The sequence below is a fragment of the Paenibacillus chungangensis genome (assembly GCF_042675905.1).
GTDB classification, from domain to species: domain Bacteria; phylum Bacillota; class Bacilli; order Paenibacillales; family Paenibacillaceae; genus Pristimantibacillus; species Pristimantibacillus chungangensis.
In genome coordinates this window covers 73,991-91,984 of sequence record NZ_JBHTJZ010000009.1, presented here as the reverse complement: position 1 = coordinate 91,984, position 17,994 = coordinate 73,991, and the positions used below count along the sequence as shown (strand labels likewise).

Here is a 17,994-nt window from a genome sequence, read left to right as displayed (position 1 = left end):
TCTTTATCCTACTTTTTTGTAAGCGCTTTAAATAGATACCGGATATTTGAAATGGTTGCATTACATGCACAATCATTGACGAGAAGATATCGAATAGCTATCCACTGGTATTTTCAATTCAATGGTTGTCCCGGCATGAAGTTTAGACTCTACCTCCATCGAATATAGATTGCCATAATGCAACCTCAAGCGTTGATGCACATTGACAAGTCCGATACTTCTCCCCGCAGGACGGCTCATTTGGGTTTCCGATTTTTTCAATTCTTGACGAACTTGATTCAGACAATCTTCGCTCATACCGATGCCGTTATCGACAATTCGGATAACCAGATATGAATCTTCTTTCAAAGCAGAAATCCATACCTTTCCTGATCCGGATAACTTTTCAACACCATGCTTGAACGCATTTTCTACAAGTGGCTGCAATATAAACTTCAATATAGGCACCGACTCTACCGAACGATCGACTAGTATATTCATATCAAAGCGATCCTGAAATCTTACCTTTTGGATATCCAAGTACACTTTTAAATATTTGATTTCTTCGTTTAACGGAACAAGTCGATTGTCATCGCCGATGTTATAGCGGAATAAAGAAGCTAATGAACTAACGATTTTTTGAATCGGCCTGATGCCTTCAATAGCCGCTAATGCATGAATTGCATCCAGCGTATTATACAGAAAATGGGGATTTATTTGAGCTTGCAGCCTTTTCAACGCCGCTTCCGTTTCATTGATTCGAGATATGTAGATTTCTTCCGTCAACTCCTTGAGTCGACATGCCATTCGATTAAAGCTGCTCGTAAGATAACCGATCTCATCATGGGTGCGTACGGGCAACGCAACATCAAAATTGCCCTTTTCCACACTTAACATCATCTGTTTCAATGAAATGATTGGGCGGGTTAGTTTGGACGCAAACAAATAAGCTATAATGACCGCAGCTACAATAAGCATAACGATTAATACAACGGTTACGTTTCTGTTCTGAATCATATGACTGCTCAAATCTTCTTTCGGCAAAGCACTATAATAAGTCCAACCTGAAACTTCTCCCTCGAGCGTTGTAAAAAGCATCTTGCGTCCTTCAAATGTTTCGATAAAGTATCCTTGGTCACGGTGAGATTTATCGTGGTATTGGAATGTTTGTCCTAGCATTTCCTTCTCGGGATGATAAATGAAGCGCCCGTTTGTGTCCACGACAAACACATATCCTTTGTTCCATAACGCCGTATCCGTCAGCTTATGAAATACATCCGCGGCAATATCAATTAGCAAATAATGATCGGGTTCCATCTTACCATCTACCGTGATACCCCGAATAATGGAAATAACCTGGTCCCCATCATTTATGTAGGTCTGTTCATGCGGCGGAAGGACTTTTGGATTAACACTGCCGGTTACCGGCATCATGTTATTGCTGTTCGTTAGCTCCTTAATCGCTTTCCCGTTCGATTGATAGATAATCTCTCCATCCTTTTTATACAGAAAGAGAGCGGACAGATCGTTTTTCAGATGCATTTCATTTTTCAAGATGTCAGAAATGCGATTAAATAATAAGGGGTCCGATTGATCCTGCATTTTAATAAATGTCTGGACATCCTTCTGAAACCAAATCGGCAATGTGGCATTAATTCGCTCTTCCAGATAAGTTTCCATATAGTTCTTTTTACTGAAAAGCACCTGACGGGATAAAAGAATTCCCGCTTCTTCGGTTGACCGCCCCCAGTTAATAAAGGTGGTTATTCCAATTAATCCGCCTGTAATAGAAATCAGGACGATAAACACAACCGTCAATTTCAGTCTGATGGGCAACATATACGTATTCGCATGCATTATAGCAATCCGCTTTCACGCTTGTAATTTTGTGGAGAGACGCCTAACTCGCGACGGAACGCTCTGGAGAACGATTTTTCGTTTAGATAGCCAACTGAAGCAGCTATCTCATATATTTTCAATCGATCCTCTTTCATGAGCTCAGAAGCTTTTTTCAATCGGATCTCTTTTAAGTATTGACTAAATGGCTTACCTGTTTTTTTCTTGAATACAGTGGATAGATGGGAGGAACTAATATATAGCTGTTCCGCAATTTGAACAATAGATAGAGCGGAATTACTGTAATCCCTTTCAATAATGGCTTGCACTCGAGCGACAATGGATTGCGCGTGACCAGAATAATGTTCTGTCTTTGACTTAATATCCCGCAAGAAATGAATCATATCTGATTGCAGCTCTTTCAACGTCCTTTTTTTTGACGACCCACTGTGTCGCGCTCCAGTACTTTAGCCCCAGTAAATCTAATTGATCGTCTGTAAACGTACCCAAAAACTTGCGTATGATTCGGCTACATTCTTGATGGACGACCCGGACCGGCCACTGCTCCACCCTCAAGATGCCAAACCATGTTTGAAGTTCCTCTTCTATTGCATGCCAGCGGTCCAATTGATTCGACAATTCCAACCGGTCAGCAGCCTTCCGCGCGGCGGCGGCAGCCTCGGCATGACGCATGTGAGGACTTGCAGCTTTTGCTTCCAAAGGCCCCGCAACCCAGGGGCTTCCAATATAAAAACGATAGCTATAATACTGAAAAGCCTCTTCAAAGCGGTCAAGCGCTTCTTCCCATCCATGAAAAGGCCGACTGATGCCAATCGCGGGCGGCTTGGGATGCTTCAATTGCTTTGACAAAATGCGAATTTCCTCTTGTATGCGCTGCTGCGACCATTGCTTTGGAATATGAATGATGACAGCGTATACAAGATAACGACTGGAAAAGACAACGCCTTTTTTCATATTTAAAAGGTCTATCAGTTCGTTCCGCATCACATAATCATCGATGGCCAAAACAACCTTCGGATCGCCGTCAGGCATGATCGGCATACATTTTTTCGCTTTATCTACAAAAGCGTCTACATCAGACACATCGCCATTCATAGCTTGAATAAAATAAGGTTCAAGCTCCACAACTGGGTATAACGAATCATACATGTTCTTTTTCTTTATCATTTGGGCAGCTCTCTGCAACGACTCTATTAATTCTCCCGTTTGAACTGGCTTTAAAAGGTAACCGATTGCACCGAGCTGCAAAGCTTCTTTCACGATATCGAAATCTTGAAATCCTGTCAGCACGATGCAGGGAATATCCCCATAACGTTCTTTTGCATACCGAATAACCTGCAGCCCGTCAGCTCCAGGCATCCGAATATCCGTCAATATGATATCCGGCTCGGTATTGCTCATTATTCTGATCGCCTCATCTCCAGCAGACGCTGACATCATAACGGAGTAACCGTCCATATAATTATTAATTTGATGAATGATGTTAGATCGGATCAAGCTTTCATCCTCGGCCAATAAAATGGAATACATGCTTACTCCTCCTTGTCCCTCAGACTAGCCTTCGCCTTCAGCTCCTCAAGTACGGATATAGGCACCGATCTCGCCCCTAGCGCTCCACGGTAAGTCGAGTCAAGCCCCGCGCCGTGGAAGTCGGAGCCTCCCGTCGCAATTAAGTCGAGCTCGCTTGCCATCGCCATATACTTGCTCTCCTCCTCCGGGCTGTGATCGGTATGATACACCTCTACGCCATGAACTCCGCAAGCGAGTACCTCACGCACAAGCCCATCATTCCGGTACAAGCCGGGGTGGGCGAGTACGCTTGTCCCTCCTGCATCGGAAATCCACCTGACAGCCGTCTGTGGCGAGATACGGGCGAGCTTCACATAGGCGGGAGCACCGGCGGCTAGATAACGATCGAAGGCATCCCTGATCGAGTCCGCCTCACCTGCTGCGACAAGCGCCTTCGCAATATGCGGACGTCCGATGCTTCGCTCCGACCACTTCCCGATACTCCCTCCGTTGCCGTCAGTGCCGTTGTTATCCGAATAACAATCGAACACTCCAGCCGCAATTTGCACTTCCTTCATCGTGATCGATATGCCGAGCTCGTTCAGCTTGCTTATCATTGTCTCGTTCCGCCTATCTCTAACCCCCTGCAGCTCCGACAGCCTATTCAGCCATAAGGCGTCTTCGTTACGCGTATAATAAGCCAAAATATGTACATCGATGCCATGCAGTTCCGTGCTCAGCTCCGCGCCAGGAACGACCTCAATACCGAGGCGCCGCCCTTCCGCCGACGCTTCTTCAATTCCTGCAATCGTATCATGGTCTGTTATTGCCACAGCATGCAATCCCGCTTCATGAGCCAGCCGAACGACTTACGTCGGCGAGTAACTGCCGTCTGAGGCCGTCGAATGCGTATGAAGATCTGCTCTATCCCTTCTCATCATAACCATTGTTGAAGATCCTTCTCTCTCAAAAATGTTAAAAACGTTACGGCCGAAATCGGCAGCAAAGCAGACTTCAAATAAATGGAGTAAAATTGGCGCGTGAAGGTCACGTCCGCCACCTTCACTTTCTTGATCAGACCAAGTGCAGCTTCATGCTTAATGGAAGAAGCCGACAAAAAGGATACGCCAAGTCCCGCTTCGACGGCAGACTTCACCGCGCCCGTGCTCCCCAATTCCATGACGATATTCAAGGCAGTCGATTCAAAGCCCCTCTCCAGCAGCTGCTGCTCCATCACCTGACGTGTCCCCGACCCTTGCTCTCGCAGGATGAACGGATACTTTAGCACTTCATCCATCGTCACCGTCTCCTTCTCCGACAACGGATGGCCGCACGGGACGATCAACGTTAGCTCGTCGCTCATAACTGGCTCCATATGCATGTCGGGATGGTTGACAGGCGCTTCTATTAATCCGAAGTTGAGCTGGTGATTACATATTTCTTCCACAATCTGCGTCGTATTAATCACTTTCAAGCTGATAGAGACATGGGGATACTCTGCTCCGAAAGGGCCCAGAAGCCGCGGCAATATGTACTCTGCAATCGTCAGACTGGCGCCGAGCTGAAGCTTACCTTTCAACTGCTTCGTGAATGCCGACATCGCCCTATCGGTATCCCGAATAAGGTCTATACTTCGCCTGGCGTAAGGCAACAATGCCCTACCCGCTTCAGTCAGCTCGATTCTTTTCGTCGAACGCTGCAGCAGCTTTGTGCCGAAGTAGTCTTCCAGTGACTGCACCTGCATCGTGACGGCCGGTTGCGTCATATGGAGCGCCTGAGCCGCAGCGGAGAAGCTTCCCCGTTCAGACACAGTATAGAAGATATGCAATTGATGGAAATTAAGTGCCATATGAGCAATCACCCCTTCTTTTTCATTACATTATACTATATCACCGAATGAGCCAAAAGAATGATTGGCCCTAACAGCCGCTTCAGCCTCATTGAAATGGAAAGAGACCTCATCGCCAGCCATATTCGGCATTAGGAATGAGGTCCTGCTTAACAAAGGTTGAATAATGAAGCTATTTCCGTTTCCGACTGTTCTTCACCAGCGTCATACGCCTAGAATGCCTGAGCCAGGAGTAGTAGGACTTCAAGTCTCTAAGCTCGATTGTCTCGGACATTCTTCCCAAAAAAGTAACAACGATCATCTTGTGAAGCGGGTTGCCGACGAGATCTGTCTCTGTCAAGGAGTCGGCAAACTCGGCTACAAACACCAAGTCCTCGTCAATCAAATATACATCCTGTTCATTGCGGTAGTAAGGCTCAATTCGACCTCGTTTCAAGCAGTCCCATATGTACTCCGCAATATCCTCGTAGCCGGTTTTCTCGGATTCAATTCGGTCCAGCCAGCGGCTTTTGGCGTGGTTGGTAATGATTACATCTACGACCTTCTTGTCACCTAATTCCACATAAAACGACTCGTATGTACTCCATCTTCTCGTCATTCTATCCTTCATTTCCCAACCCACTCCTCCCAAGGAACCAGGGCTTTTATCCTATGCGTTAGTTTCATTCTACCATGATTATCCGATTTTTCAACAATAAAAAAAAGTCAGGCCATATATGTTAATAAATGTTAATTTTTATGAATAAAACCTGTTCCTAGCCATTTAAAATGCCTAAAAAAAGCTTCCGCCGCCACAATGGCAGCAGAAGCTGTATGATGAATATCGCGCTATAGCGAGTAATATCTTGTTTTATCTTCAATATCCTTGCTATACTCGGTTCTGATCTCATTACGGAAAGACCGCTCCACTTTACGGACATAAGAGAGCTTGCTCAGTTGCTTCAGCGCCTCTTCCGCACGATCGCTGTTCGTGTAGAGAACGACATAATGCAGCTTTCTCGACATATAATGCACCGTGCCGAACCTTTCCAAATTTTTAGCCGCTTTCATATCTTTCACCCATATAATGTAGCCCGTTCTCTCCGGTAACATCCTCTTTAATCCCCCTCCCTGCAGTCCGTTGACTCCCGGGGCCGAGCCTAGCCGCAGCCACCGCTTCCGCAGCCACAAGCCCCACCGCTTCCGCAGCCACCTGCCGACTTCTCATTGCCTGGCACTTTGATCGTGTCGGATACTGATCTGGCAATCATCTCCGACACCTCGTGCAGCATCTCGTCGATTATCTGCTCCGCTTCCTTATAGCGCCGTACGCTTTCCAACTCGTTCAACCTATCCTGAGCTTCCTTCATTGCATCCTTCGCAGCGTGGTAATCAGGATGGAAGCGCCCGAATCGCTGGCACTCCTCGAAGGTCTCTCTCACTTTCAAGAAGTGCTTCTGGCGTTCTGCAGCCTCCTGATCTTCCCATACCTGCTGCTTCCAATATAAATAATCGGCAACTTCTGCCGAAGCGTTAATCCAATCACCCAGTTCATAAGCACAAAGCATCAGGGAGGCCATGTCAAGCGAAGACACGCCTTCCTCTGCTCGATGGACTGGAACTGCCGCATAAGAACTGGCAACCGACATGCATCCACCCACTTTCCCATTCTAGATTCCTATCTATCATACCATAGTGGGTCGTTAAAGCGATAGCGTTTATATGCGCTTGCAACCCCCGGGCAAGACCAGCTTCATGCCGGACCATTGCTCCGGCTGCAGCGACACTGGCTCCGGACTTACGCTATCGCGCAGAACGCCTACGACATGCCACCCTTCTGGCTTCGTCTCCAGACGATGCGGAATAAAGCTTCTTATTTGCTCGTCCACCTGAAGCTCCACCGCTGTCTTCAGTTGGATGGCATGCTCCAACATTTCCTTGCGCGTAGACGTATGATAGGTACGGAATTGTTGCCACCACATCACCGGTAATTGCTCTGTACCCGGCAGCAGACGTGGCGCAAATTCATCGAGCGACGGCGCTGCCAATTGGAAGTGGCGGAGGGAATGGCGCTCGTGAAGAAACACCATTGCGGCACCTTCTGCATGAGTACGTTCCTCTGACTCTGAAGCAGAGGAGACTATCCCGCGTCGTGCAGGATAACCTAGCTTTTTTAGATTTTGCCGGATCACGGCGATATCGGCTGCCCGGATGATAAATTCGCAGGGACCGATTCGTTGTAGCAGCAGCGGAGCAATATCGGGATGCGCAGCTGCAAGCTCCGCTCTGTCTGCAGAATGGCAACGAAGCAACATCTCCTCAGCGAACGAATACTGGCATGCTCGGTCGCTCCACTCCTTCACCATCACATGGACCGAGTCAGGAAGCCTTACTCCGCCATTCACCTTCATAAGCGTGGTTATGATGAGATTGCAAGTCATCCCCCGCTCGATTGCTCCCGCAATGGAAGCTGCAGTCAGTTGATAGACGACAACATCCCCGTCGCTTATACGCTCGGCTAGCCGTTCAAGCTCCCATCTGGCCTTGAAGCTGCAATCGGGATAAGCGATCACCTCGCCATTGGGCTGAATGATGACTTGCCCCTGTTCATCCAGGTCATCTAACCACCTGAACCACAATTCCTTCTCCTCCAATTCATGATGTGTCACGAGCGCAAGCTCCATCCAGCCCATCGCATGAAATAATCGGCACCAGGTCTCCTCTGCATATAGCCCGGCTTCAGATGCTCCTTCAGACATGACCGCCTTCTCACGCAAGACCGGCCGAGCGCTACTGCAGACATGCCATTTCTCTCGCGGCGATGCCATCAGTGCGGCGGCAATATGCCCCGCTGATCCCGCGGCGCCAAGCAGCAATGCGCACAGCCATACTCTCAGCCCTCCTTCACGATCGCCCATTGGCAGCTCGAACCAGCGCTCTAACGCTTCACGATTCACCTCCAGGGACTGACCGCGCCTGCCGATCAGCCCTAACTGACTCCCGGCTTCCAGCAACAGCGCCACGCCAAGCGGATAACGATCTCCGGCAACGCGTTCCAATTGAAAAGGCTGCAGCAGCTTCTCTTCCAACATCGCCACCGTCTTGAGCTTATCAACGACTCTCTTAGGCAAGACGCCGTCCGCCACCAACTGCGTATCGCTCTTGTCTACTATCGACAACGCGTAGAGCAGCTTCCTTCCTAATCCGGTCGTTCGCTCTTCGGCATGACAGACATGCGGGCTATTCTTATGAACAGGACGTGACGAGCGCTGGAACAACAGTGTCGACCACATCAGGAACAGCTCGGGAGGCATGAACCAGATACGTTCCCCCCAAACTTTGCTAACCGTGTAGAGCAGCCCGGCCCGCTGAAGACTATTCAGCCCTTCCTCGCACTCCAAGCCTGTCATAGCGGCTGCCAAGCCAATCTCCTTCACCAACTTCTCTTCCGATACCGACTGTGCGCCGAACCGTTGCAGCATGATGCGCAGCACTTGTCCGGCCAGCGGGGGGAGAGCATCTCTCACTCTTCCCATGATCACCGGATCAACCAAGGCTTCTTCCCATCGGCGCCCCTCCGTTTGAGTCAGAATAGCTTCCCAAATCGGGGATGATGCATATTCCCGTTTGCGGTCATCGTCAAGCCGATTCAATATCTCCGCTAACCTCATGTCCTGACCACCTCCTGAAATGTCCACTGCTCGCCGCTTCCCTCCGAAGCTCGCCACTGCCTGTAATCATAACCTTGCTCCAGCATGAAGAGCTGGCGTTTCAATGCGAACTCGGTCTCCTTCGTCTCCTCCGTGACAAGGGAATAGAACCATGCCTTGTTGGTCAGCTTGGGCCGCAGCAAGCGACCAATTCGCTGGGCCTCTTCCTGCCTTGAACCGAAGCTGCCCGACAATTGAATAGCGACGGCGGCGTCAGGCAAGTCGACGGCGAGGTTGGCGATCTTGGATACGACGAGAAGCTTGATCTCTCCATTGCAAAATCGTTCATAGATGTCCGCACGCTCCTTGTGCGTAACTTCTCCCGTCAACAAAGGGGCGTTCAGTTTGTCCGCCGCTTCGTGCAGTTGGCTTAAGTACTGGCCGATAACGAGCGTTGGCATCCCTTCATGCTGCCTCGCCAGCTGTTCTGCGACATCAAGCTTGTCCGGATTCTCGCCGGCAATTCGCAGTCGTTCTCGGCCATTCGCTGCATGATAGACCGAAGCTCGCCCCTTCTGGAGAGGCAGTCTTATCTCTGTACAATGAACGGTTGAGATATGTCCTTCACCTTCAGCCGCCTTCCATTGCATTTCATATAGCTTGGGACCAATTAAGGAGTACACATCCTCCGCGCAGCCGTCCTCCCTGACAAGCGTAGCCGTCAACCCAAGCCGTCTCGTAGCCTGAATAGTCGCGGTCATACGGAACACGGGAGCCGGCAGCAGCTGCACCTCGTCATATATAATAAGCCCCCAATTTCGGTCAGAGAACAGCTTCATATGGCTGAACGCGTCCACTTTCGACTTGCGATGGGTCAATATATTATAAGTGGCAATCGTGACGGGGCGAACCTGTCGATGTGTTCCGCCATACAAGCCTACTTCATCTTCTCCGAGCGTTGTCCGCTCCAGCAGCTCGTTCTTCCATTGACTTGCCGAGGTAACGCTAGCGGTCAATATAAGCGTAGCCGCGCTAGTAGCAACAAGCGCCGCAATCCCCACGATCGTCTTTCCTGTGCCGCATGGCATTACGACGACACCGCTTCCTCCGCCGAAGCCGTCGGTTGCTGCGAATCGTTCCACCGCCTCGCGCTGATAGTCGCGGAGACGGAAAGGGACGCCGCCGGGCGTCAATTCCCGGCATTGTACCGCTAGCGCTTCGCCCCTCTTATAGCCAGCCGAATCCAGAACGGGGTAGCCTAGTTTTGTAAGCTCCTGCTTCAACACCCCTCGGCAGGCCGGATCGATATGCCAGTTCTCATCACTTCGCTGCACGACCCAATCCGTAAGCGAGGCATACGATCTCAGCTGTCCCATGATCTCTTCGTCGCCGCTCAGAACAAGACGACCGTCCCGACTGGAAAGCATTAATCTGCCGAACCTGATCGACCACTGCTTGATAGACGCCTCCGCTGCGGCGGGTATTCCGAAGCGGGCATGCGCCCTCAGCCCTTCCATTATGTCGTCATACCCCATGCCGGAGCTTATCGCATTCCAGACCGTCAGTGCCGATATCCGATACGTTTGCAGCTGCCCAGCCTTTTTGACAACGTCCGAGAAGCGATGCAGAAGCTCTCGCGCCGCTTCCCCTTCACCGTGACTCTGATCCAACAGCACCGTCAGATCGGATTGCACAATTAGCGCGCCCCCACTTTTCATTTCATGTCCCACCTTTCCACACCATCCTGTCAATCAGTATGAAAATAATGTGACTCATTTATGCTTCCATAGACTAGATTTCCCCATTATCGACTTGAATACTTGCCGCCCGTGAACCAGTAGGCAAACCCTTGTATACAAGCAACGGGCGATTTCCGGCAAACTGTGTTATAGTAGTTAAGAAAACAGGCATTCATTTTAATCATGCATCCGGGGGCATAACTAACGATGATCAAATATTTGCGTATTGCTCTTCTTCTTGTGCTTGCCTCTGCAGCTATGATGGGCTGCTCGCTCACAAGCGGACAGACGAGCCAGGTAGCAAAATCGAATACATGGTACGAGGTCGCGGATTATGTAGACGGAGATACATTCAAAGTCAAAGTCGGTGACGAAATGGAAACCATTCGTCTACTCTATATCGATACGCCTGAAATTAACAAATCAAACACGCCTGCAGAGCCGTATGGACCGGAAGCGGCCGCCTATACGCGGAAGTTGCTCCAGGAATCTGGGGAAGTCCGACTAGCGTTCGACAAGGAACTGAAGGATCGCTATGAACGGACACTTGCTATAGTGGAGCTGAAGGACGGCCAAATCCTGAATGAGCAGTTGCTCAGACAAGGACTTGCGAAAGTGCTCATTATTGAGCCCAATGTAAAGATGGAGAACATCTACAAGCAACTGGAGCAGGAAGCGAAAGGGAACAAAGCGGGGCTGTGGAATTCAGGAAAGGAAGCCAGTATTCCTGAAGTTCATGTGAAGAAAGCAACCGATACAGGATTGCTGATGGAAGTGGACAAACCGGCAGAGCTTGTGACGATTGCCAATACGACGTCGTCGCCGATCGATCTGGAAGACTGGAAGCTGGTTAGCGTCAGGGGCAACCAGACCTATACCTTCGATGCAATTGAGCTTCCTCCAGGAGGCAAAGTTACGGTCAAGTCCGGCAAGAACAAGGCAACTGGCAACGAAGCGATGCCAGATGAAGGAACACAAATGCTCATATGGGAAGTCGACAACGTATGGAACAATTACGAGGAAGATCCTGCAGAGCTGTATAACGACAAAAATGAGCTTGCAGCGATATGGGAGGATAAATAGGCGCCTCCTCGCTGCAAGCTCTTCTCATTATCGGCCGAATGCTGCGTAATCCTCCGCCATGGCGATCAGTAGGCGGGCGGAGTGAACCATGGCGCGTTCATCGATATCGAATCGGGGATGATGGTGTGCGTAATCCGCTCCCGTATCCGGGTTCCCGGCGCCTACGAACATAAAGCATCCCGGGAGATGCTGCAAGTAATAAGCGAAATCTTCTGCCACCGTCACCGGCTCCGATATGATCGCCTGATCGCCTCCGAACAACTTCGCAGCAACCTTGAAAAATCGCTCCGCTTCCACTTCTTCATTAATCACAGGCGGGTATCCCAATCGAAGATCCATTTGATAGGACGCTCCGTACATTTCGCATGTATGCTTCAGCAGCGCCTCCAGACGCACATGTATCCGCCTTCTCTCCTCTTCGTCGAAGGAGCGGATTGTCCCCTTCAACTGACAGGACTCCGCGATGACATTATGGGTTGTCCCGGCGTGGAAGGAGCCTACCGTGACGACGGCGGGCTGCACGGGGTTTACATTGCGACTGACGATGGACTGCACGGCTTGCACGAAAGCGGAGCCAATGAAGAGAGCGTCAACAGCTTGATGAGGTAAGCCACCATGCCCCCCCTTGCCCTCTATTTCGATTGTGAATTCATCCGCGGAGCTCATGAACGCCCCCGCTCTGGACGCCGCTAGGCCATAGGATAGCGGCGTCCACAGGTGCACGCCGTAGATTGCCTCTGCTTCTCCCAACGCACCATCCTGGATCATGCCGACGGCTCCCCCGGGCGTGACTTCTTCGGCCGGCTGGAACAGCAATCTGCGTTCACCTCGGAAAGTCTGTCTATGTCGCGAATAATATTCCGCTGCCGCAAGCAGTGTCGCGGTATGGGCATCATGCCCGCACGCATGCATCACCCCCGCTACCTTGGAGGCATATTCGCATGACTTCTCATCCTGGATGGGCAGCGCGTCTATATCGGCTCGAAGCGCCACGACCGGACCCCGTTCCATTCCCCGGATTACCCCGACGACACCGTTCCCCCCTACGCCGCGCTCCACTTCGCATCCCATTGCAACCAACTGCTCCGCAATCCACACGGCTGTCGCCGTTTCCTTGAAGGACAGCTCCGGGTATTGATGCAGATACCTTCGCCACTGAACCATTTTAGGATATAACTGCTGCAGCGAATGTTCAATCTGCCCGTTCTGCATAGGGCACAGCCTCCTTATTCCGAGAATAATGACATCGGTCTATTCATAGTGTATCAAATCTACCTGCCTCACAGCTACGTGCTGTGTACATTTCACGAACTTTCTGTTCCTCATCCCGTTCAGAGGAGAGTAAGGCTTGCGCTGACTGGGGAAACATACTATCATGGGTAAAGAATGTACAACTATGTCTATTGTTATTGGGAGGAAATAGAATGATTATTGAGAACAGTGGCCTAATCGGCCTTCAAAGCGAACTTCATCACTTGGACGATGTCGCGGACAAAGTCGGCTTTACCCGCTGGCAATGGGAGTATTATCGCGCTACATACGATCTGAAGCTGATTGACCGCACAAGCAGCTCGGATTATTTTCTGAGATTCAACACTCGCGCAGTGGAAGGGAAGCTGGAGTCAGCACATGCGGTACTGAAAATCGAGTCCGTTTACATTGGTAGAGCGACGTTCCCCCATGGCCTTGATTACGAGTCACCGATACCAAAACATATTCTGGAAGCAGCTGAGCAGAAATTGCAGCAACTGAAATCTCTACTTGCGTAGAGGCTGCCTATGAAAACTGCTCAGAAAGGCAGTCGCGGCAGACCGGATTTTCTACTTCTCATGATGACGCTATTGCTTGTCGGTTTTGGTATCGTCATGGTTTTCAGCGCCAGCTCCGGCGTAGCTGTCGTCAATCCGAATTTCAATGAAGATTCGCTCTATTTCACCAAGCGCCAGCTCGTATTTGCTGCGCTTGGTTTGTTTTCCATGTTATTTCTGATGAACCTGCCCTACCAAGTGTTCAAACGTGGTTTCATTCTACTGTTCATTCCTGTTATCCTGATGCTATTAATCGTGCCTTTCACGGCAGAAGAGATCAATGGCGCCAGAAGCTGGATCGGAATAGGCTCCTTCGGCATTCAGCCGACGGAATTCGCCAAGCTGGCGCTTATCTTGTACATGGGCGCCTTAATCACCAAGAAGGGCGAGAAGTTCCGTGACTTCAAGCGGGGCTTGCTGCCGGTTATGATCGTCGTTGGATTCGTATGCGGATTAATCATGCTCCAGCCCGATTTGGGCTCAAGTCTGGTGCTTGCCGCAAGCGCAGGCATTATGATACTGGCAGGAGGAGCTAATTTAAAGCAGGTATTTGTTGCCGGCATGGCGTGTCTGCTGATCATTACATCACTCTTCAGCATCTCCATGGCGATTAAGCCAGAAGCCTGGGAATATCGACTCGACCGTTTCCGGGCGTTTATGGACCCTATTGCCAACAAGCAAGACAGCGCCTTCCAGCTCGTGTCCTCCCTGCAGGCTCTCGGCCATGGGGGCTTGACCGGCGCAGGTTTTGGCGAAGGCGTGCAGAAGCTGCACTATTTGCAATATCCGTACAATGACTTTATCTTTTCAGTTATTGCTGAAGAGTTCGGATTTATCGGGAGCGCTTTGTTTATCTTATTTTACCTGATGTTTTTATGGCGAGGACTGATCATTGCCCTTCGTTGTCCAGATCAATACGGGACGGTCGTAGGGGCAGGCATCATAGGCTTACTTGCGATACAGACCTTCATCAATATCGGCGGCGTAACCGGAGCGATTCCCGTTACAGGAGTGACGCTCCCATTCATAAGCTACGGCGGCTCTTCTCTAATCGTCACTCTGATGTGCATCGGCATCCTGCTTAGCATATCTCGCGAGTATGATCGCAGTATCCGCGGCAAATCGAATTGAATGAACATACCAGCACATATAAATACGGCGCATTTGCTTTGATAGCAAATGCGCCGTATTGTCATTATGTTTACTTTAATCTTTGCTGCGGCTCCTCAGGCTCCTCTTCTTTGAAGGCTACGCCTTCTACTTTCACATTAACCTCAACGACTTGCAAGCCGGTCATATTTCCAACCGCTTCTCGAACATTCCGTTGAAGCTGATGGGATACCTCCTGAATCGGAATACCGTAATGTACGATAATACGTAAATCTATTGCAGCTTCCAGCTGACCGACTTCAACAGAGACACCCTTCTGTACGTTCTTCCCGCTCAGACGCTTGGCCAAGCCTTCTGATATGCCTCCTGACATCGCCGCAATCCCTGGCGTCTCAAGTGCCGCAAGTCCTGCAATTGTAGCTACGACGTCATCTGAAATGCGAATAATGCCTGTTTGGTTATCTTCGGTCATATTATCCACTCCTCACTTTACCATATGTATTATTGTAATTGATCGCACGACACGAAGCAAGACGAAGCAAGACATGACAGCGGTATGAACCTATGAAAAAAGGCAAGCTGCGGTGAGCTTACCTTTTGCGGTCCAACGCCTCATACAATGTAGCCAGATTACGTTCCAGACGGCTAAGTATGTCTTTGCCGACCGCTTCCGAGATCAGTCCAGCACGTACCGCAAAATCCACTTCGCGAGAGAAGCCGTACATTTGTGTGTCCAAAACTTCTTCATACAACGGGCATTGGCGGGTTGTCAAATTTTCCATTTGAACTTCAATTAGCTTTTCTATTTTACCAGCGTCATCTTGCAACAGACGAATCGCTCTCTCATGCATAAATTCAGTCATTTCCGGTGCAGACAAAAGTTTCCCCCCCTGTACATCTATCAGCCGACTGCTCTATCTTTAATATTAGACGAAATAGTTCCAATACACAAGGACAAAACGAAAAAGTGCGCACTCGGTTAAACGAGCGCACACCTATGGGGCCTGTGTAAAGTTAGTTAGTCGGAAATCACATTAACGTTCAAGTTGTGCTTGGCAAACACTTCAGCCATCTTTTTCTTCGCTTCCTCTGCGTCCGGGCCATGTACATGCAGCTCGTATTGATGACCTCCCACCAACGTTGTGAACAAACCAAGTATACTCTTCACGTCGATGTATTTGCTGTCAGCCTGTAACACGATGGATGAAGTGAATTTGCTGGCTGTTTGAGAAATTTCTACAATCGCTGCATTATTGGACATGGGAGATCCCTCCATTTAATATAGTAAAGCTTACCTTAGTCACCATAATACCCCGAAAAGCGGCATCCATCAAGTAGAATTAAGAAAAATGGCTTATGCCGCAGTATATTCGGCTACTATGACACGTTAAAGGTGGTTACTCTCACTTCAAGTTATCCGGATTCAACGCTTCCAGCTCGGGGATCACGAACAGACCATCCTTCCGGATCAATATATCGTCAAAATAGATTTGTCCGCCTCCGTAATCTGGTCGTTGAATCAGCACCAAATCCCAATGCACGGAGGAGCGATTGCCGTTATCCGTCTCTTCATATGCTTGCCCAGGAGTGAAATGCAAGCTGCCCGCAATTTTCTCATCGAATAATATATCGTTCATAGGATGCAAAATATGCGGGTTGAAGCCGATCGCAAATTCCCCTATAAATCGTGAACCTTCATCCATATCCAATATTTCATTCAGTCTTGAGGGGTTGTTGCTATCTGCATGCACGATTTTCCCATCTTGGAACGTGAACGAAATATCCTGGAATGTAACACCTGCGTACACGCTTGGTGCATTGTATGTAATTATCCCGTTGACAGAATGCTTTACAGGAGCCGTGAACACTTCCCCATCTGGAATATTGCGATGACCGGCGCATTTTTTGGCGCCGATTCCCTTAATGGAAAAGGTCAGATCCGTGCCTGGCGATACGATGCGGACCTTGTCTGTTCGGTTCATCAGATCTTCCAATGGCTGCATCGCCCGTTCCATCTTGGCATAATCCAAGTTGCATACATCGAAATAAAAGTTCTCGAACGCTTCCGTACTCATGTTGGCCAGTTGCGCCATGGATGCATTCGGATAGCGAAGCACAACCCACTTTGTCCCCTTCACACGCTGTTCGGTATGTACGGGATTACGATACAACTGCTCATAGAGCCGCATATTCGCCTCCGGTACATCGGATAATTCATTGACGTTATCTCCGGAGCGGATCGCAATATATCCCTGCATCCGCTTCATTCGTTCCAGGTCTAGCTCGGACCAGATTTGTATACCTTCCTTTGTCGTGTTTTGCAGCAAGGTGCGCAGCACTGAACGGTCGCTCGTTTCGACGAAAGGCCTTCCACCACGCTTCGCCACTTCCTCAATCAGACAGTTGGCCAGTTCCCGCTCTGACCCAATCATATCGATTAATACATTTTCCCCTGGCTGCACATCAATAGAATATTGCACAAGATTTTGCGCTAGCTTCTGCAATCTCGGATCTCTCACTTGCCATTCACTCCCTCAACTTCATTCACTACCCATCCTACCACGAAATGGGGTTTATTGCACCGTCTGCCGATACGTTCCGTCGAATGCATCCAAGCGAACCGAGGTATGCCGTGATTCCACAGTGGGCTTGCCATGATGTTCGTAAGAGAACGTCGTAACCTCCTCCATTTTTAAGGGAAGCATGCTCCTCTTGTCAATGACAAGCAGGTATTCAGCCTTTGCTTGCAATGACGACAGCATCCCTTCCAGCTCGTCCCAGGATCGTTCCCATTCCTCCTCCCATAGCCGCTGCTGCTCTCCCATTGTCCCTGCAGCGCTGCCCCCTTTCTCCGCTAACTGCTCCATCTCCCCTTTCAAGTGCTGCTCCCATCTCGCTTTCGTATCAGACGGCACTTCTTCCACCAACAGAGTAACCGTAGCGTTATCTTGTGTATGCCCTTCCCGCTCTGGTGCGAATTGCACGGACGGATTAGACTCGTTCAACCGCTTCATTATCTGAAGCGGCTCCCAATCATAAGTCATTCCCGCCGCTTGGTCTGATTGAATAGTCATATTTCGATGATTTTCCACTTTCCCATGGAATGTATGGGGCTCTAGCATAACGCCGCTTGCCACTTCCATACTCAAGGAGCCGGTAAAATGATATTGATCGGTAGCAGCCAGGCCCGAATAAGCAAGAGATAGCCACTGATCAGCCGTACGCTTTCCGCCAAACGCTGAACATCCGCTTGCGAAGAAGAGAAATGCCAGACTTACTGCGGCCGTCGTTATTCTAATTAATCGCCTATATCTCAACTGGACGCCTCCATTATTCATTCTCGCGCTTATCATGGATAGTCTTGCCCGCTCTTCCATGCGGAATGCAAAAAAAGAAAAAAAGACGCCACAAGGCGTCTCGCAGACAAAAAC

Annotated in this window: 19 protein-coding genes; 3 read left to right on the top strand and 16 right to left on the bottom strand. The window is 49.6% G+C overall.

The features are described from left to right. Positions 1-72: 72 nt before the first annotated feature. The 10 genes from ACFQ2I_RS08195 to ACFQ2I_RS08150 all read right to left on the bottom strand — a co-directional run bounded on the left by ACFQ2I_RS08195 (position 73) and on the right by ACFQ2I_RS08150 (position 10,541). The gene (locus tag ACFQ2I_RS08195; RefSeq protein WP_377563477.1) at positions 73-1,836 is read right to left on the bottom strand and encodes a cache domain-containing sensor histidine kinase; all 1,764 of its coding nucleotides are present in this window, start codon (positions 1,834-1,836) and stop codon (positions 73-75) included. After that, positions 1,836-2,219 carry a helix-turn-helix domain-containing protein gene (locus ACFQ2I_RS08190; RefSeq protein WP_377563476.1) on the bottom strand — a complete coding sequence of 128 codons (384 nt, stop codon included), beginning with the start codon at positions 2,217-2,219 and terminating at the stop codon, positions 1,836-1,838. Before ACFQ2I_RS08190 ends, ACFQ2I_RS08195 begins: the two co-directional genes overlap by 1 nt. Next, the gene (locus tag ACFQ2I_RS08185) at positions 2,194-3,366 is read right to left on the bottom strand and encodes a response regulator (protein ID WP_377563475.1); all 1,173 of its coding nucleotides are present in this window, start codon (positions 3,364-3,366) and stop codon (positions 2,194-2,196) included. The genes ACFQ2I_RS08190 and ACFQ2I_RS08185 overlap by 26 nt, the downstream gene beginning before the upstream one ends. A gap of 2 nt (positions 3,367-3,368) precedes the next feature. After that, on the bottom strand, positions 3,369-4,205 hold the full coding sequence (locus ACFQ2I_RS08180) for a PHP domain-containing protein (protein ID WP_377563871.1): 837 nt from the start codon (positions 4,203-4,205) through the stop codon (positions 3,369-3,371). Positions 4,206-4,282: 77 nt separating this feature from the next. After that, positions 4,283-5,194 carry a selenium metabolism-associated LysR family transcriptional regulator gene (locus ACFQ2I_RS08175; protein WP_377563473.1) on the bottom strand — a complete coding sequence of 304 codons (912 nt, stop codon included), beginning with the start codon at positions 5,192-5,194 and terminating at the stop codon, positions 4,283-4,285. Between the two features lie 172 nt (positions 5,195-5,366). Next, on the bottom strand, positions 5,367-5,804 hold the full coding sequence (locus tag ACFQ2I_RS08170) for a hypothetical protein (protein ID WP_377563472.1): 438 nt from the start codon (positions 5,802-5,804) through the stop codon (positions 5,367-5,369). Positions 5,805-6,022: 218 nt separating this feature from the next. Further along, positions 6,023-6,286 carry a YlbG family protein gene (locus ACFQ2I_RS08165; RefSeq protein ID WP_377563470.1) on the bottom strand — a complete coding sequence of 88 codons (264 nt, stop codon included), beginning with the start codon at positions 6,284-6,286 and terminating at the stop codon, positions 6,023-6,025. A gap of 47 nt (positions 6,287-6,333) precedes the next feature. Then, positions 6,334-6,822 (bottom strand): YlbF family regulator, encoded by a 489-nt coding sequence (locus ACFQ2I_RS08160; protein WP_377563469.1) that lies wholly within the window; start codon positions 6,820-6,822, stop codon positions 6,334-6,336. 69 nt (positions 6,823-6,891) lie between these two features. Then, entirely contained in the window at positions 6,892-8,844 is a 1,953-nt protein-coding gene (locus ACFQ2I_RS08155; protein ID WP_377563468.1) for a helicase-associated domain-containing protein, read from the bottom strand. Beyond that, positions 8,841-10,541, bottom strand: coding sequence for a DNA repair helicase XPB (locus ACFQ2I_RS08150; RefSeq protein WP_377563467.1), 1,701 nt, complete (start codon positions 10,539-10,541; stop codon positions 8,841-8,843). The genes ACFQ2I_RS08155 and ACFQ2I_RS08150 overlap by 4 nt, the downstream gene beginning before the upstream one ends. A 228-nt stretch (positions 10,542-10,769) precedes the next feature. Here ACFQ2I_RS08150 and ACFQ2I_RS08145 point away from each other — a divergent pair, with 228 nt between their 5' ends. Next, positions 10,770-11,645: a thermonuclease family protein gene (locus ACFQ2I_RS08145; RefSeq protein WP_377563465.1), complete on the top strand. Its 876-nt coding sequence runs from the start codon at positions 10,770-10,772 to the stop codon at positions 11,643-11,645. Between the two features lie 27 nt (positions 11,646-11,672). Here ACFQ2I_RS08145 and ACFQ2I_RS08140 read toward each other — a convergent pair whose 3' ends face one another. Next, positions 11,673-12,857: an amidohydrolase gene (locus ACFQ2I_RS08140; protein WP_377563464.1), complete on the bottom strand. Its 1,185-nt coding sequence runs from the start codon at positions 12,855-12,857 to the stop codon at positions 11,673-11,675. Positions 12,858-13,069: 212 nt separating this feature from the next. Here ACFQ2I_RS08140 and ACFQ2I_RS08135 point away from each other — a divergent pair, with 212 nt between their 5' ends. Then, positions 13,070-13,414, top strand: a complete 345-nt coding sequence (locus ACFQ2I_RS08135; RefSeq protein WP_377563463.1) for a YugN family protein — start codon at positions 13,070-13,072, stop codon at positions 13,412-13,414. Between the two features lie 9 nt (positions 13,415-13,423). Further along, complete coding sequence (gene ftsW / locus ACFQ2I_RS08130) at positions 13,424-14,584, top strand: putative lipid II flippase FtsW (protein ID WP_377563462.1); 1,161 nt, start codon at positions 13,424-13,426, stop codon at positions 14,582-14,584. 70 nt (positions 14,585-14,654) lie between these two features. On the opposite strand, the gene ACFQ2I_RS08125 is transcribed toward ftsW, so the two are convergent. The 5 genes from ACFQ2I_RS08125 to ACFQ2I_RS08105 all read right to left on the bottom strand — a co-directional run bounded on the left by ACFQ2I_RS08125 (position 14,655) and on the right by ACFQ2I_RS08105 (position 17,880). Continuing rightward, on the bottom strand, positions 14,655-15,035 hold the full coding sequence (locus tag ACFQ2I_RS08125) for an Asp23/Gls24 family envelope stress response protein (protein ID WP_377563461.1): 381 nt from the start codon (positions 15,033-15,035) through the stop codon (positions 14,655-14,657). Positions 15,036-15,153: 118 nt separating this feature from the next. Beyond that, the gene (locus ACFQ2I_RS08120) at positions 15,154-15,426 is read right to left on the bottom strand and encodes a DUF1507 family protein (protein WP_377563869.1); all 273 of its coding nucleotides are present in this window, start codon (positions 15,424-15,426) and stop codon (positions 15,154-15,156) included. Positions 15,427-15,581: 155 nt separating this feature from the next. Further along, complete coding sequence (locus tag ACFQ2I_RS08115) at positions 15,582-15,824, bottom strand: HPr family phosphocarrier protein (RefSeq protein WP_377563460.1); 243 nt, start codon at positions 15,822-15,824, stop codon at positions 15,582-15,584. Positions 15,825-15,966: 142 nt separating this feature from the next. Further along, positions 15,967-17,082: an aminopeptidase gene (locus ACFQ2I_RS08110; RefSeq protein ID WP_377563458.1), complete on the bottom strand. Its 1,116-nt coding sequence runs from the start codon at positions 17,080-17,082 to the stop codon at positions 15,967-15,969. 54 nt (positions 17,083-17,136) lie between these two features. Continuing rightward, positions 17,137-17,880, bottom strand: a complete 744-nt coding sequence (locus ACFQ2I_RS08105; RefSeq protein ID WP_377563457.1) for a hypothetical protein — start codon at positions 17,878-17,880, stop codon at positions 17,137-17,139. Positions 17,881-17,994: the final 114 nt, after the last annotated feature.

Bases quoted from the DNA above. Each gene is read 5' to 3' on its own strand.
- ACFQ2I_RS08165 (WP_377563470.1), bottom strand. From the start codon at position 6,286: ATGTTACCGGAGAGAACGGGCTACATTATATGGGTGAAAGATATGAAA.
- ACFQ2I_RS08155 (WP_377563468.1), bottom strand. From the start codon at position 8,844: ATGAGGTTAGCGGAGATATTGAATCGGCTTGACGATGACCGCAAACGG.
- ACFQ2I_RS08150 (WP_377563467.1), bottom strand. From the start codon at position 10,541: ATGAAAAGTGGGGGCGCGCTAATTGTGCAATCCGATCTGACGGTGCTG.
- ACFQ2I_RS08135 (WP_377563463.1), top strand. From the start codon at position 13,070: ATGATTATTGAGAACAGTGGCCTAATCGGCCTTCAAAGCGAACTTCAT.
- ACFQ2I_RS08115 (WP_377563460.1), bottom strand. From the start codon at position 15,824: ATGTCCAATAATGCAGCGATTGTAGAAATTTCTCAAACAGCCAGCAAA.
- ACFQ2I_RS08195 (WP_377563477.1), bottom strand. From the start codon at position 1,836: ATGCATGCGAATACGTATATGTTGCCCATCAGACTGAAATTGACGGTT.
- ACFQ2I_RS08145 (WP_377563465.1), top strand. From the start codon at position 10,770: ATGATCAAATATTTGCGTATTGCTCTTCTTCTTGTGCTTGCCTCTGCA.
- ACFQ2I_RS08140 (WP_377563464.1), bottom strand. From the start codon at position 12,857: ATGCAGAACGGGCAGATTGAACATTCGCTGCAGCAGTTATATCCTAAA.
- ACFQ2I_RS08190 (WP_377563476.1), bottom strand. From the start codon at position 2,219: ATGATTCATTTCTTGCGGGATATTAAGTCAAAGACAGAACATTATTCT.
- ACFQ2I_RS08125 (WP_377563461.1), bottom strand. From the start codon at position 15,035: ATGACCGAAGATAACCAAACAGGCATTATTCGCATTTCAGATGACGTC.
- ACFQ2I_RS08160 (WP_377563469.1), bottom strand. From the start codon at position 6,822: ATGTCGGTTGCCAGTTCTTATGCGGCAGTTCCAGTCCATCGAGCAGAG.
- ACFQ2I_RS08185 (WP_377563475.1), bottom strand. From the start codon at position 3,366: ATGTATTCCATTTTATTGGCCGAGGATGAAAGCTTGATCCGATCTAAC.
- ACFQ2I_RS08170 (WP_377563472.1), bottom strand. From the start codon at position 5,804: ATGAAGGATAGAATGACGAGAAGATGGAGTACATACGAGTCGTTTTAT.
- ACFQ2I_RS08120 (WP_377563869.1), bottom strand. From the start codon at position 15,426: ATGACTGAATTTATGCATGAGAGAGCGATTCGTCTGTTGCAAGATGAC.
- ACFQ2I_RS08175 (WP_377563473.1), bottom strand. From the start codon at position 5,194: ATGGCACTTAATTTCCATCAATTGCATATCTTCTATACTGTGTCTGAA.
- ftsW (WP_377563462.1), top strand. From the start codon at position 13,424: ATGAAAACTGCTCAGAAAGGCAGTCGCGGCAGACCGGATTTTCTACTT.